The organism is Pedobacter aquae, from assembly GCF_008195825.1.
GTDB lineage: Bacteria > Bacteroidota > Bacteroidia > Sphingobacteriales > Sphingobacteriaceae > Pseudopedobacter > Pseudopedobacter aquae.
The window spans coordinates 829,230-844,307 of the sequence record NZ_CP043329.1 but is presented as its reverse complement, the minus strand read 5'-3'; the positions used below and the strand labels follow the sequence as shown (position 1 = coordinate 844,307).

11 protein-coding genes are annotated in these 15,078 nt (G+C 38.1%); all 11 read right to left on the bottom strand.

Annotated features, from left to right (window positions below; all coding sequences use genetic code 11):
- Positions 1-3 precede the first annotated feature (3 nt).
- The 11 genes from FYC62_RS03785 to FYC62_RS03740 are packed head-to-tail and all read right to left on the bottom strand — an operon-like array spanning position 4 to position 15,077.
- Entirely contained in the window at positions 4-1,587 is a 1,584-nt protein-coding gene (locus FYC62_RS03785) for a sodium:solute symporter (RefSeq protein ID WP_039453510.1), read from the bottom strand.
- Positions 1,588-1,614: 27 nt separating this feature from the next.
- Positions 1,615-2,769: a four-carbon acid sugar kinase family protein gene (locus tag FYC62_RS03780; RefSeq protein ID WP_149073978.1), complete on the bottom strand. Its 1,155-nt coding sequence runs from the start codon at positions 2,767-2,769 to the stop codon at positions 1,615-1,617.
- A 4-nt stretch (positions 2,770-2,773) separates the two neighbouring features.
- Positions 2,774-3,823 carry a 4-hydroxythreonine-4-phosphate dehydrogenase PdxA gene (gene pdxA, locus FYC62_RS03775; protein WP_149073977.1) on the bottom strand — a complete coding sequence of 350 codons (1,050 nt, stop codon included), beginning with the start codon at positions 3,821-3,823 and terminating at the stop codon, positions 2,774-2,776.
- Complete coding sequence (locus tag FYC62_RS03770) at positions 3,813-4,754, bottom strand: dihydrodipicolinate synthase family protein (RefSeq protein WP_149073976.1); 942 nt, start codon at positions 4,752-4,754, stop codon at positions 3,813-3,815. The genes pdxA and FYC62_RS03770 overlap by 11 nt, the downstream gene beginning before the upstream one ends.
- A 3-nt stretch (positions 4,755-4,757) precedes the next feature.
- The gene (locus tag FYC62_RS03765; RefSeq protein ID WP_149073975.1) at positions 4,758-5,900 is read right to left on the bottom strand and encodes an iron-containing alcohol dehydrogenase; all 1,143 of its coding nucleotides are present in this window, start codon (positions 5,898-5,900) and stop codon (positions 4,758-4,760) included.
- Between the two features lie 16 nt (positions 5,901-5,916).
- Positions 5,917-7,101 (bottom strand): sialidase family protein, encoded by a 1,185-nt coding sequence (locus FYC62_RS03760; RefSeq protein ID WP_240534808.1) that lies wholly within the window; start codon positions 7,099-7,101, stop codon positions 5,917-5,919.
- Positions 7,061-7,699 (bottom strand): DUF3826 domain-containing protein, encoded by a 639-nt coding sequence (locus FYC62_RS03755; RefSeq protein ID WP_149073974.1) that lies wholly within the window; start codon positions 7,697-7,699, stop codon positions 7,061-7,063. Before FYC62_RS03755 ends, FYC62_RS03760 begins: the two co-directional genes overlap by 41 nt.
- Before the next feature lies 1 nt (position 7,700).
- Entirely contained in the window at positions 7,701-7,988 is a 288-nt protein-coding gene (locus FYC62_RS17410; RefSeq protein WP_240534807.1) for an alpha-L-rhamnosidase C-terminal domain-containing protein, read from the bottom strand.
- Positions 7,985-10,453, bottom strand: coding sequence for a family 78 glycoside hydrolase catalytic domain (locus FYC62_RS03750; RefSeq protein WP_240534806.1), 2,469 nt, complete (start codon positions 10,451-10,453; stop codon positions 7,985-7,987). The genes FYC62_RS17410 and FYC62_RS03750 overlap by 4 nt, the downstream gene beginning before the upstream one ends.
- A 2-nt stretch (positions 10,454-10,455) precedes the next feature.
- Complete coding sequence (locus tag FYC62_RS03745; RefSeq protein ID WP_149073973.1) at positions 10,456-13,230, bottom strand: glycoside hydrolase family 2 protein; 2,775 nt, start codon at positions 13,228-13,230, stop codon at positions 10,456-10,458.
- 2 nt (positions 13,231-13,232) lie between these two features.
- Entirely contained in the window at positions 13,233-15,077 is a 1,845-nt protein-coding gene (locus FYC62_RS03740; RefSeq protein ID WP_149073972.1) for an exo-alpha-sialidase, read from the bottom strand.
- Position 15,078: the final 1 nt, after the last annotated feature.

The following is a 15,078-nucleotide window of genomic DNA, read 5'->3' as shown; positions in this document are numbered from 1 at the left end:
AACCTATTGATTTTTATTTGCCAGATTTTGCGCTCTCTCTTCTCTCCTGCCAGCAACCCATCCGCTGTAAAGCAAATTACGGTCTAGTATTGGTTTAGGAAAAAATAAGCTTGCTATATAGCCTACACCTATCACGATAAGGTGACTGTAAACGCCTAACATTAATTTATCATGAGTGAAATTATAAGGGCCCATATCTAGCAATAAGAATTTCTCCTCTCCTAAGCCAATTTTGGTGGAGGTTAAAAAAGCGTAGGAAGTGAAAAGGATACAAACTAAAATAGCAATATTTACCCCTTGCCTATTTGCCCGGGCAGAAAAAACGCCTAGTAAAAATATACCCACAATACCGCCAGAGAAAATTGCATATAAGGTAAAGATGATGCCTAAAACACCCTCGCCACCTACATTAATATAGATAGCGCCTATCCCGATGGCTATAAAACCAGATATAGCTACCATCCAACGGCTGGCTAATAAGTATTCGTTATCTATTTTACCCGGACGCATTTTCTTATAATAATCTTCAATACCTACGGCTGCTAGAGAGTTTAAATCGGCACTTAAGCTACAAATAGCAGCAGAAATCATGGCGGCTAAAATAAAACCTACTACGCCGCTAGGTAGCTCTGTCATGATAAAATATGGGAATACGCTATTGGCATTTACATCTGCCGGAAGGCTTTGCTGTTGATAATAAACAAACAAAGCAGTACCAATAAACATGAATAAAGACCAAACAGGTACGGTTAGTAAAATACCTAATAAAGAAGCTTTTATTGCCGATTTATCTGAACGAGCGGTTAAATATCTTTGAATAACAGTTTGGTCTGTACCATATTTTTGAATGGCATAAAACATCCCGTTTATAGCCATAACGATAAAGGTAAGTCGGGTAAAATCCACATCATAAGGGCCAAAACCTGTTCTTCCGTTGGCCGATGCCACCTCCCAAATGGTAGTTAAACCACCGTTTACAGAGAAGATAATCACCAATAAAACCAATATACCACTGGCAAAAAGCATAAAACCTTGGAAAACATCTAACCAAATAACAGCTTCTATACCGCCTAATAGGTTTACGATGATGATGATTAAACCAACTACCATGATTACCCAAAAAGTATTAAAACCTGTCATGCTAGAAAGTGCCACGGCTAAGAGGTAAAACACGGTTCCCATACCAGAAAACTGCCTTAAAACAAAAGCTATAGAGCTGTAATAACGGGCAAAAGAGCCAAAACGTTTTTCGAAATACTCGTAAGTACTTAGGCCAATTACTTTTCTGTACAGCGGCACAATAAACCAAATAGTGCCCAGCAAAACAATTGGAACCATTAAACCTTGCACAAGCAATATCCAGTTATTAGAAAAACCTTCGCCGGGATAACCTAAAAAGGTAACGCTACTGATTAAGGTTGCTAATAAAGACATCCCTATAGCCCAAGATGGCACCCTACCCTTGGCAGAAAAATAAGCCTCGGTAGTTTTTTGGTTTCTGGCATAGCGCAAACCAAAATAGAGGGTAATTAGTAAAACGGCAATAATGATACAGTAATCAATTATTCCTAGAACGGGTTTAGTCATTTTTATTGGTTAGTTGCTATAAGAAGTTTAGAACTTCCATATATTTTTTGTCCAGGTATAACTACCAGGCTTTAAAGTAATATTTATTTTTTGATCTTTTGCAATACTTCTGGTTAAACCTTGGGCAATTTCTTGCACCATGAGCAAACGGTTTATTTTAAGTTTTTCTAATATAGCCGATGCCGTAGCACCACCTTCTATAATAAATTCTTTAACCTTTACCTCTTGCAATACCATTTCTAAAACGCTTGCCATCAGGTTTTTGATATTCTCAGGTTTGGCTTCTTGCGCTTGTTCTAAAGTATTTACAGCAATTATCACTTTAGATTTTGATTGTAATATCTGGATGATTTCTTGCTGCCATTGCTTTAATAAAATAGCTTGATTTTTAACTTCGTGAGCCAATGCAGCAGGCATATAACTTACCACTTCTTGCTGCTGCGCTTGCTTTACTAATTGTATACTTTTATCAAACTTACTTCCGCAAACGTAAATGATGGGGCTTTTAAGCATCAAGCGTTCTTTACGGTTTGCCGATAAGTTGGTGTAGCGTTGTGCCAAAAGCGCATTAAAAAATGCTGACGAACCGGCCAAGGCTACATCATGGTTGGCATGTTTTAGCCAGTGGTTAAAATCATCAAAAGTCTCTAGCTCTCCTACAGTTACTCCAATTGCTGGCAAAGTACTTTCGTGATGTTGAACATGCACCGGAAAAACTGATGATGTGACACGTAAAAGGTCTTTTACAGAAGAACTTTTTGCAGGATATTCTGGATCTTGAGCAAAGCCTGTTTCATGAATAGGTTTACCTTCTATATAATAATGACCATTTTTGATTGCTCGGCCTAAAGCCGGACTAGCAGCCAATATTAAAGCTTTTTGCTGACCTGTTGCTAGCATTTGCTCTTCTATTTCTGGCAGGACATGACCACGTAAAACAGAATCTATCTTTTTAAATACCAACTGTGGATTTAGCTTTTGCAAATCAGTAAAAATGCTTTTAATAACAGCCCTAGCCTGTTCTTCTGTTAAAGAACGAGTATTGGCGTTAACCACAATTACATCAGCTTTTTTGGCATATTGCAAAGCAGACACCACTTCTACCGTGAGGTTGTATCTTAAAGCAATGCCTCCAATTTCTGCTGCTCCTGTTAAATCATCTGCAATAACGGCTATCATCATGAAGCTAATCTTGTTGGATTTCTGCTTTTCTGTATGCTGCTAATTGTACAGCAGAGTTTATAGCTAAAGTCATGGCATCAGAACTGGCAATGCCTTTTCCAGCAATTTCAAAAGCTGTACCATGGTCTACAGATGTTCTGATGATAGGTAAACCCATCGTGATGTTTACACCTTTAACGCTATCCATTTGCTTTTTAAGCGGGTTCCATTTAAAACCAGAAAGCTTAAACGGAATATGCCCTTGATCGTGATACATCGCTACGATACCTCCATAATAACCTGTTGCAGCTTTAGAAAATAAGGTATCTGCCGGTACAGGCCCTTCAACATCATAACCTAAAGCTAAAGCTTGTTGTACGGCTGGTAAAATCTCTTCATCATCCTCTGTACCAAAAAGACCAGAATCTCCAGCATGTGGATTTAAACCCGCTATCCCGATTTTTAAATTCTTCTCGCCCAAAGAGATTAAGCCATGATGTAAAAGCTCAACAACTTCTATAATTCTTTCTTTTTTAACCAAATCACAAGCTTGTCTTAAAGAAACATGGGTAGAAACATGGATAACTTTCATGTTATCTTCTACCAAAAGCATGGCGTATTTTTTTGTATGGGTTAAATCGGCATAAATTTCTGTATGGCCAGCATAATGATGACCAGCTTCATTGATAGATTTTTTATTGATAGGTCCGGTTACGGTTGCATCAATATCTCCGGCTAAAGCCAATTCTATTACTTTTTTAACCGCTTGGAAAGATGCTTCACCCGCCATAGCAGATATAGCACCAAATTCTAGCTTTTCTAAATCTACATTTTGAAGATCAAAAACATCTAGTTTACCCATTTCAAAACGGGCATCGGCTATGTTTTGTATAGGATTAATTTGTGCCATTAAACCTAACTTTTTAATGATGTGCTTAAAAACGGCAGCATCACCAACTAATAAAGGACGGCAATAATCATAGATTTTAAAATCAAGAAGTGCTTTTACGGCAATTTCTGGCCCAATGCTGGCCGGGTCGCCCATGGTAATTCCGATGATTGGTTTATGAGGCATGGCTTAATAAATTCAGGGTAATTTTTTCTTTTTTAATTAACTCGTGGAAACCTTTTCTTAATTCGTTTTCCTCTTTTAAGGATAAGCTGCAAAGCGGCGGCATCATATGGCTTTCGCATAAACCTAGCTCGTTCATCAACACTTTTAAAGCCCATAAAGACTCGCCCAAAGAGCGGTCATGCTGGTATAAATGACCTAATTTATCAGACTGTGATTGATAATGGAAAGCTAAACCTTCATCGCCTTTTAAAACTGCTTTACACATTTCTGCATAAATAGATGGTATGATGTTTCCGGTACTAGGCACCAAACCATCGGCACCGTTGATAAGTGCATGGGCAGATTTTGCCGCCCAACCTAAGAAATAGCTAAAATCTGGTCGGTGTTTCCAAAGGTTTAAAGACTCATCTAATCTTTTCTCGCTACGTTCAGAATCTTTAGCACCTACAATATTAGGGTGTAAACTTAATTCATCCATCAGCGAAAGCGGAATAGACATGTGTGTAGTTGCCGGGATGTTATAGATGATTAAAGGTCCTGGGATTTCATCTGCTAGCTCTAAAAAATAGCGTTTCATTTGATCTTCTGACAGATGATAATAGGTTGGCAAAGTTGCTGCTACAGCATCAACACCTTCATTAAAACATAGCTTTGCAAACGCTATAGATTCTTCTAAAATATTTGAAGAAATACCTGCATAGAGTTTCACATCTGTAGATCTTATTTTTGCAACTGCTTTTATGTAATCTTCTTTATAGGATTGCGGTAAAGAAGCAGATTCTCCGGTTGTACCCAATATAAAAGGAGAAGCATTGCTTTTATATAGGTGAGAAAAAATTCTTTCTACAGCCTCCTTATCCAGCTTATAATCATGCGTTAGTGGCGCCACAACCGGAACAATGGTTCCTTGAAATTTCTTTTCTGTCTTCATGTATTAATAAGCTGCTGTATAAATAGATATGGCATCCTCAAGAGTTATCTCTCTCGGATTGTTTTTTAATAATCTTTGTATTTGCATTGCGTCTTTTGCCATTTCGGCTATTTTATCTTTGGGTATATTTAAATCACTAAGTTTAGCAGGAATACCACAAGCCGCTATCAGCGATTTGATTTTGGCAATTCCGGCTAGAGCCATTTTTTCATCATTGTCTTGATTTTCGCAACCTAAGGCTTGTGCTACCTGTGCATACTTTTTTAAGTCTGCGGGATAGTTATACTCCATCACATAAGGCAATAAAAGCGCATTTGAAAGTCCATGTGGCAAATGGAACATGCTTCCTAAAGGATAAGAAAGTGCATGTACACCTGCTGTATTTACTGGGCCTAAACAAAAGCCGCCTAACAAACTTCCCATGGCAACTTGTTCTCTAGCTGTTTTATTTGTTCCGTCTTGTACAGCATCTACCAAATGGGCAGCTATCAAGCGCATACCTTCAAAGGCATACATATCTATAAATGGCTGAGCAAACTTATTGGTAAAGGCTTCTAAACAATGGGTTAAAGCATCTAAACCAGTTGCGGCAGTAATACTTGCTGGTACGCTGATGGTTAATAATGGGTCTACATAAACCATATCTGGCACTAAATACGGACTGATAATACCTTTCTTTTGGCCTTCATCATCAACCAAAATAGCGTTTGGAGAAACCTCGCTTCCGGTACCAGATGTTGCAGGTACGCATATCAATTTAATATTTCTGCCTTTAAGGAAACCTATCCCTACAATTTCTTCTAAAGTTTGAGTATTGTCTAGTTGTGCAGCTATTAATTTGGCGATATCTAAAACGCTACCACCACCAATTCCTAACACTAAATCAGCATTAAAATCTTTACTCTCCGCCAGTAAGCTCCTAAAATCCTGAAAAGTAGGTTCTTGGATAATACTGGTATCAATCCTTAATGCTACCCCAGCTTGTTCTAATTGGGTTTTCAAATCTGTTAAAGTAGCTAACAGCGGCTCAATAGTTAACAGCAACACTCTTTTACAGGAAAGCTGTAAAATTTCATTGGTTAACTGCTGTAATGAACCATTTCCGAAAACCAATTTACCCGGGAAATGTACGTTTAATAACTGCATTTTATGATGTTGGATTTTATTCTTCTTCTGATTTAGTTTCTTTTAAAACAGGTGCTTCATAGCCTTTTAAAGCAGGCCACTGTCTGTTTTTTATTTTCTTTAATTTTAGTTTTGATGGGTCTACCACTACATGCTTCATTTTCTCTCTTCGCCAGGTGTAGGCAAAATGTAAAAGCCCGTCTTTGGTTTGGATAACTGCCGGATAAGAATACTGGCTGATAGGCGAATCTTCTAAAATAAGTGCCGCTTTCCAATTTTTACCATCTTTAGAAACCGCTACGTTTAAAGGTGTTCTTGGGCCTTTTGCTAAATCTCCGGGAGGTAAAACATGGTTATAAACCAAAACATGTTTACCATTTTTTAGCGTTACAGCATCAGTACCAGAGTTATTGTTTGGCAAATTGGTTTTAGAAAGTGCTGTCCAGGTTTCGCCATAATCGTAAGACCATGCTTCTGCTAAAGCCCTATTTCTTGTTCTGGCTAAAATTTGAAGTTTACCATTGCCATGGTCTAAAATACTTGGCTGTATTACATTTAAGCTATCTTTTCCGGCATCTAGCGGACCAATTTTTCTCCAAGTTTTACCAAAATCAGAACTTACTTCAAAATGAACTTTCCAACCCTTACCTTCTGTGCTGCTTGCAGAAAACAAATTACCATTGCTTAATAAAACAGGTTTATTTTTTACAGGGCCGATATAAGTATCAGGCAGTTTTTGTGCTGCTGACCATGTTTTACCATTGTCTTTTGATGTTTTTAACATCCCCCACCATTCTGATGGTTTAGGCCCAACTTTATAAAATAGTAATAAATCGCCACCTGGAACTTGGTACAATACGGGGTTCCATGTTGGTAATCTTTTCCCATCGGGCTGTACACCATCTGCTGCCGATACCGGAGCTGTCCATTTACCATTTACCTGTCTGCTTACATATATTTCAACATCAGGGTGGCGTTCTCTGGTACCACCAAAAAAAGCATAAACCAAGCCTTCAGGAGTTTCTGCTAAAGTAGCCGAGTGACAGGATGGAAAAGGCGCTTTATCGTAAATAAATTCATCTACTAAAATGCCTTTACGCCATTTGGCTTCTTGCGCTGTTGCCAACGATGAAACTCCAAAGCATATGAATAGGGAAATGATATGTCTTTTTAACATGGTTTTACTTTTTTGCTTCTGCTTGTTTCTTTGCCTTTTGGGCATTTACATAGTCTTTATACATTTGTCGCCAGTTTCTGCCATTGTTGTTTAAATACTGCTCGCACTTGTTTTTGTAAATCTCAAAAATGGCCGATATCTGTTTCATGCTTTTATAATCAACAGCCATTTCGCGGGCTTCTTCTAAATTCTTTTGGATAAAAGCTTCTTCAGTAGCTGTCATGTTAGGTACAATGGCTTTATAACCTTGCATGGTAAATGCTACCTTACCGATGGTGTATTTATCTAAAATGGCAATTACTTGTTCTGGAGATAAATCGGCTCTTAAACCTGTCATTAAGTTTTTGTGTACGCTATCTGGCATGGCAGAGTCAGCAATAATTTCACGATGCAAATCGCTTAATTTCTCTCCCGTAATAGGGTTTATACCAGCCGGAACTGTGCTTGCCGGGTGGCTATTATGCCAATCTCTAACTGCTGTTAAATGCTTTGCGATAACCGCTTTTACACGACTTTCTTTGGCAGCATCATTTAAATTTAAGCTGCTTACCCATTCGGCAGCTTTTTGCTCTTGCTCTGTTTGGGCATTTACCAAAATGGGTAGTGCCAGCCATAACAGCATGATGTATTGAAGACTTTTCATATTAATTAACTTTAAAATGGTAACTACCAGAAAGCACTTCGTAAATAGCCTTGCCGCCTTCTGTTTTAATGTATTTGATGTTTGATGAATCGTTAATTTTCTGGTTCCCTTCTTTTACCAGTTGTTTATCCTTTACAGGGATGTAAACCAAAGCACTGCTATTTGCAGGAATGGTTATTTGCCAGCTAAATGCTGATTTTTCTTTCTTCCAATAACTTTTAATCTCGCCGTAAGGAGATTGATAACTTGCATTTACCCAGTTAAGCCCATTGATTTCTTCTGGTTTCATGATGATTTTTTGAAGCCAGTTTGCTGTGTATCAGAACTGATGCCTGCCAAACTTTCGTAATACCAAATGAGTAAATCGCCCAGCATCATTACATGGTTTTGCGAATTCATTTTTGGTGCTGCCGTATTGCCATTCCATAACTCCCAAATGGTGGTAGCGCCATTTTGTAGCATATAGCCCCATGATGGATAAGTGGTGTTGGTAGCTATTTTAAAAGCTAAATCGTTTCTTCCGATTTGGGTTAGCGTACGCATAAGCCATTGCGTACCCACTACGCCTGTACTTAAATGCCCTTTGTTTTTATTCTCGATGATGTCTACTACCTGAGCAATTACTTGCTTTCTTTGCTCTCCTTCTGCTATGCCGAAAGCTAATGGTAAAAGATTATCTGTTAGCTTATTAGCGCCATAATAACCGTTTTTATAAAACTCCTGATTAAAGGCTTTTTTCATTTTAGCAGCCTCTTGTGTAAAATACAAGCTATCCTGAGTATTACCTGTTAAGACACTAAATTTGGTCATGATGGTAAGTAAATGGTAGTAATAAGCCGTAGAAATTAAAGCACTGGGATGCTTTTGATCTGCATTTACACCACGACCGTCTTCTGCTGTTAAAGGTGGTTCGCACCAATCGCCGTAGCTATCTTTGGTGATGATACCTTTATCGTTCATATATCGGTCTTTCATGTATGAAAGCCATTTTTTTATAGCGGGGTAGTTTTGCTCTAAAACCTTAACATCAGCTGTTTGGCGGTAAAGCATCTCGGTAACCAAAGTTAAAGTTGCCGGCCAGCTTACATTATCGCTATAATACCTCCAAAAAGCTGGGGCAACATCTGGTATAGCACCATCTTCTTTTTGTGCGTATCTGATATCATCTAACCATTTGGTGTAAAATGTAGCATTATCAAATAAAAAGCTCTCTCCATAAGCACCCACGGTACGGTCGCCCAACCAAGGCTGGCGCTCGTTACGTTGCGGACAATCAACTGGCATCCCTTTATAATTGGATGCTATACCCCACCAAGAGTTCTTAAAAATTTGGTTTAATAATGCATTTGATGATTGAAAAGTTCCGGTAGTAGCCATATCATCATAAACAAACCTACCTACAAAACTTTCTTTGCTAGGTTGCCCTTTAAAACCGCTTACTTCTGCATAGCGGAAACCGTGATATACAAATTTAGGCTCCCAAACTTCTTTACCTTTTCCGTTAAGGATATAAGTATCTGTAACTTTAGCATCACGTAAGTTAGTGGTGAAGAGCTCGCCATTGCTTTGTAGAGACTCTGCAAAGCGCATTTTGATGGTATCACCAATTGTACCTTGTATACTTATTTTCATCCAGCCAGAAAAATTCTGCCCGAAGTCTATCAGATACTTGCCATTTCCTTTTGGCGTGATGCTGACAGGATAAATATCCTGCATCACCTTCATGGGAGCTATTTTTTGAGCTTCAAATTTCCCTGCTGGCTCTTGCACATACTCGGCTTTAAGCCATTCTTTATCATTAAACCCAGCTTGTGTCCAGCCTATAAATTCTTTTCTAGCATCGAAAATTTCGCCATCATACTCATTATTGGCTAGTATCGGGCCGTTTGCAGTACCTTTCCAGCTTTCATCAGTTTTAATAGTTTCTGATGTTCCATCTGTATACTGTACGTGGATTTGCATCAATAACTTAGGGAAACCAAAAGTTTTTACTTTATAAGGCTTAGCCTGACGCATGGCATAATACCTGCCATTTCCTAAAATTACACCAATAGCCTGTTTGCCTTGGTTGATGTTTGAAGTAATATCAAAAGCATTGTACTGGATATTCTCTTGATAATCTGTTGGGGCAGGCGCTAAAACCTGATTGCTAATTTTTTGTCCGTTTATATAAAACTCATACAAACCTAAGCCCATGATGTAGGCTGTTGCCGATTTGATTTGCTTTTTTACCTCAAACTCTTTGCGGAAATAACGAGCAGATAACTTTTGCTCCTCTTCATTATCCCAAGGAAAATGACGGTCAAAACCTATCCAGCGGCCATTCCAAGCTTTATAATACAATAAACCAACTGTCCAGTTAGCCGTTTCACTCCAAACGCTTTCGCCTTTATTTGTCCAAACTTTAACTTTCCAGAAGCATTTTTCTCTGGCTTTTAAAGTTTTACCTGCATAGGGGTTGTGTAAAGACTCGCTGGTATTTACTTTACCAGAGTTCCATAAATCAGCATCTTTTTCTGTTAATTTTTCAGGAGAAGAAGCTACCAAAACTTGCCAAGCTGTTTGCATAACCCCTCTTTGCTGACTGCTAATTTGCCAGCTTAAACGAGGTTGGGTATTATCTATAGCTAATGGGTTTTCTAAAGACTCGGATCTTAGTTTTTGTACACTTATTTGCGCCAAACATACATCAGCTGTTATGAGCCATAACAGCGTTAATACAAAAGTCTTATAGTTGAACAGGTTCTTTTTCATCTTTAATCTTTCCCTGTAAAATCAAAATACAATGTCATATCTAAAGCTCTTTTAGGTTCTTTCTCAAAATCATAATAAATATGTTTCATCCCCATTGGACCAGTAGTTTCTGGTTTTTGAGTTTTAGTACCTATAGCTGCAATACCATTCATGAAAGAAATATCCCCGGAAGGGAAAGTCATTTGCATATTTTCCCACTCGGTATCTTTTTGCTTTTTAGGTGTAAACAACCTTAAAAAGATATCTTCCTTATCGGTATAAACCTTAAAGCTTTGTTGTTTGGTGATGAATTTGCACCAGTACATATTGGCGTAATAACCTTTAAACTCTGGATATTCAAAAGGAATTTCTCCGGTAGAATTATCGTTGTAATCTTTTTTCCAGATGCCAAATTGGTTACCTTTCATACGGTTTTTCCAAACACGGTAAGGACCAAAGCCCATAAATTCTACCCCTTTTATTTGCTCTTCTGGAAAAGAAAAGTTTACACCTACATATCTGGTAAAATAGCTCTCGGGGAAATATTTAACCTGCATTTTCACCATTCCCGATGGATATATTGTCCACTGTAAAGTGTTAAAGCTTTCCTTTTTATCAAAAGATGAAGAGATGATGATATTATCGCCGTCTTGCTTTAAGCTGAAATTTTTAAAGTTTGTAGCTCCTTCTTGTATAAAAGGCCCATTGTTAAAAGGAATTACTCCTTTTTGATTTTGTACCTGCTCTAAAATTCCTGTTGTTTTATTGATATTGAGTTGTAAATCGGCAACTTTTAAAACATAAGCATTAGCACTTTCTGTAGCTTCTACCTTGTTTTTTAATGAATTAGATAAAGCTATTTTCAAGGTATTTTCTGGCCTGGTGATAGGGAAACTCCAGGTAAAAATTTCTTGTCCGTATACATCTTTAGCCGTTACAAATAAGACATCAAAAGTGTTCCAGTCTGATGGTAAAAGTATTTGTAATGCCCCTTTTTCTAAAGGTTTTAGATTTGGAGCTTCTATTTGACCTGTTTTAACCAAGTTTTCGCCTTGTGTGGCTAATCTGCTTAGTTTATAACTGAAACTGCATTGGTTAAGATTGGTAAAATGGTAGCGGTTTTCTATGATGAGTTTACCATCAAAAGCTGGGGTAATTTCTCTGCGTTCTATAAAAACCGGCGACCAAATTTCTTTTATAGCATAAAAGCTACCTTCTTTTTCGTGATGCGGACCAACAATACCATCGGCACCGTGGTTACCATCGGTATCTAATATTCCATTTTTATCGGTACGTACCACGCCTTGGTCGGCAAAATCCCATAAAAAACCACCTGCCGATAGCGGATTGCTCCACATGGCTTTCCAATAATCTTCTAAACCAGCGGCATGACCACCGTCAAACATCCCATGTAAGAACTCGGTAGGCATGATGATATTTTTGCCTTGGTCATAATTGCCAATACCATAATTATATTCGCGGTAATGCGTAGTTTCAAAACCTCCGTAAATTTCCCATGGGTGTACAACAGGTCTTTTTTGGATGTCTAGTTGTGTAAATAATGGGTCTAAATCTGTATTATGGCCACCCTCGTTACCATTTGCCCAAAAAATAATGGATGGATGATTTTCATCTCTAGCAAACATTTCTTTGAGCAGTTTAGTACCTGTTGGCGTATCGTAATGCCCATGCCAGCCAGCTAGCTCGTTCATCACATATAAACCCAAAGAATCGCAAGCTTCAAGTAAATGACTATCAGGCGGATAATGTGCCATCCTGATGGCATTCATATTCATTTCTTTGATAAGTTTTACATCATTGATGCTGATGGTTTTACTTGTTGTTCTACCAGATTCTGGCCAAAAAGAATGGTGATTAACCCCTTTAAATTTAATTTTTACGCCATTGATGTAAACGCCATCACGCTCCCTTAGCTCTACCGTACGGAAACCAATATTTTTACTGATTTGATGAAGCAATTTAGAACCATCGTATAAAGAAAAAACAGCTTTGTACAGGTTTGGAAACTCTGCCGACCATAATTTAGGGGCTTTAAAAGTTGTTTTAATAAGATTTAAATTACCCGATAATGCTTGTTGATGTTTCCCTAACCTTTTACCAGCTAGGTCAAAAACTTCTAAAACTAGTTTTTGGGCTTCGCCCTGATGTGCAACTTTAGCTTGAAAAGAGCCATCGGCTTTAGCATCTATAGAAACTTGTTGGATATGTTGTTTTGGTAAAGCTTCTAAAAAAACAGGTCTAAAAATGCCTCCAAAAATCCAGTAATCGGCTTCACGTTCTGCTGCATTAACAGATTTATTTGCAGAATGCTTGCTTACCGTAACCTCTAACAAATTGCTTTCCTGAAATTTTACTAGCTCGGTAATATCATATTTAAACTGATAACAAGAACCTTGATGTATCTCTCCTGCTACTTTTCCGTTAATTTTAACTTCGGCATCAGTCATCACACCATCAAAAACCAAATTGATTTTCTTGTTCTTCCAAGCATCGGCAACTGTGAAACTATATTTATAAAGTCCTTTTTCTTTGCCTTTATTTACCTCTTTATTAAAGCCATAATTATATCTACCAAAGCCCTGTAACTCCCAGTTAGAAGGTACGGCAATACTTGTCCATTTGCCAGAGTTTGCACCATCGGTACAGAAAAAATCCCAGTTTTTGGTATCGCCAAAACCAGTTCCAGAAAGCATAATTTTTTCTGTTTGTTGCGCAGATAAACCAGCTGTTATCAAAAACAGAATCAAAGTAAAATATATGTTTAGGCTCTTGAACATGATTATTTGCTTAGCGCTGATGTTTTTAAAGCGTGAATAAAATAAACGACTTCTGCTACAGGCTCGCCCGGATTTTTTAAATCATAATCCTGATCGGTTGGTGTATCCGCATCTGGAAAACGACGAACTTCACCTGTTCTAAAAGCTACCCTACTAATTTCTGCTACCGGAGCAAAAAACAGTTTTGTCCCCTTCTCTTGTCCGTCTAAAAACAGTTTGTAAGAACGAGTTTTGGTATTTACCTCTAATCTTAAAGTATAGGTTTTACCGGCTTCGTATTTAGCAATCCCACTGTTGCGATAACCTGCTTTAGATTTCAATTCTCCATCAGCATCAACAATAATGCGGGTTGCGGCAATACCTTTTTGGTCTAATAGTTCTATGTGTAACAAGCCTTTATCAGCCTGAGCCGGCGTAAAAGAAAACTCGATAGAAACTTGCTCTGCCGAAGGGATGACTCTTTCTACTTTAGCGTAATCGTACAAATCCTTATCGCGTAAAGCCAAAGCTTTTTTACCATTAGGAGCTTGCTCTATTTTTGTGGAAGCCCAAAGCGGACTATAAATATTCCATTCTTTTAATTCTTCGCCAGTTTTTAAATCTGCAAAAACATCATTTACAGGTGTTTCTACTTTATCTTTAACCGGAACAGGAATTTTTGCTACCCACATATCTTCTTTATTCATGCTGTAGCCAACCCACATATTTTTATCAGCCGGGATGCCGTTACCTTCTAAAATACCTCTTACATACTGCGGGCCGTAAGATTTATAATTGCCTCCGTAACGCATAGGAGATATTTCGCCATTTACCAATAATAAATTGCGATAATTTAAACCATCATCACTCACAGAAACAGCCAAAGGCCAACGGTATTCTGAAGGATTGTAAACCGTAGCATATTTACCATCGGAAGTTTTTTGCCCCCATATTTTAGCATTACTATTTACAAAACCTGGTGCTCTTACAGCATCATATTGCCAGCTTTTACCTCCAGTGGTGCTAATGCTGGTTAAAGCATGTTTCCAAAAGCCAGCAATTCTGCCATCGGGTAAAGTATAATAGCTAAAAGCTTTAATAGCTCTTTTGTAAGGCACTAAAGGGTCGTTTCTATCAGCCTCTTCAGACCATTGCTGCATTAGTAAAGGTTTAGAAAGTAACTCGTTACAAGCAGCTACAAAGCCTTTGTCTTTACTTTTTGTATAGAAAGGATATTGAGCCAATTTGGTATTGAAAGAAGCATTAAAACGGATGAAATAGATAGAGCCATAAGTGCCATCTTTATAAATTTCACGCACTACTCGGCCAATGCCATTACCATCATTAGGGTCGTCTTTAGCATCTAAAGCCACACCATAATAACCCAAAACCAATAACCTATTGCTGGCACTTACATAAAAACCCATACGTTGGTGCATAATGGCATATAAATCTTTAGCCTTACCGGGATGATTGGGTTTTGTAAAGCCATCTGGCACTTTGTAAGGCGGAAAAACTACTGCTGGTGCCGACCATTGGTAGCCATCTTTAGATGTTTGCAGCAAGGTTTTACCTTCTGCGATATGCTCACCCACGGGGTTACTCAAATACTCTAAAAAGAAAGTATTGTTCCAATAAGCCAACATGGGTTGGTGATTGTAAGTAAAATTATGGCCAGCGTTATATTCTGGATGCGTTCTGTTTGCTCGCATCACTTGTATATTATGTACACCTATCGCCAAGTTTAACTGCCCATGGTGGTAATCTACATTAGAAAGCGTTTTTCCAATATATCTCACCGTGTCTTGCTGGGCTAGCAAACTAGAGGTGCTTAATGCTATGGCTATACAGGTCTGAATGATTTTCATA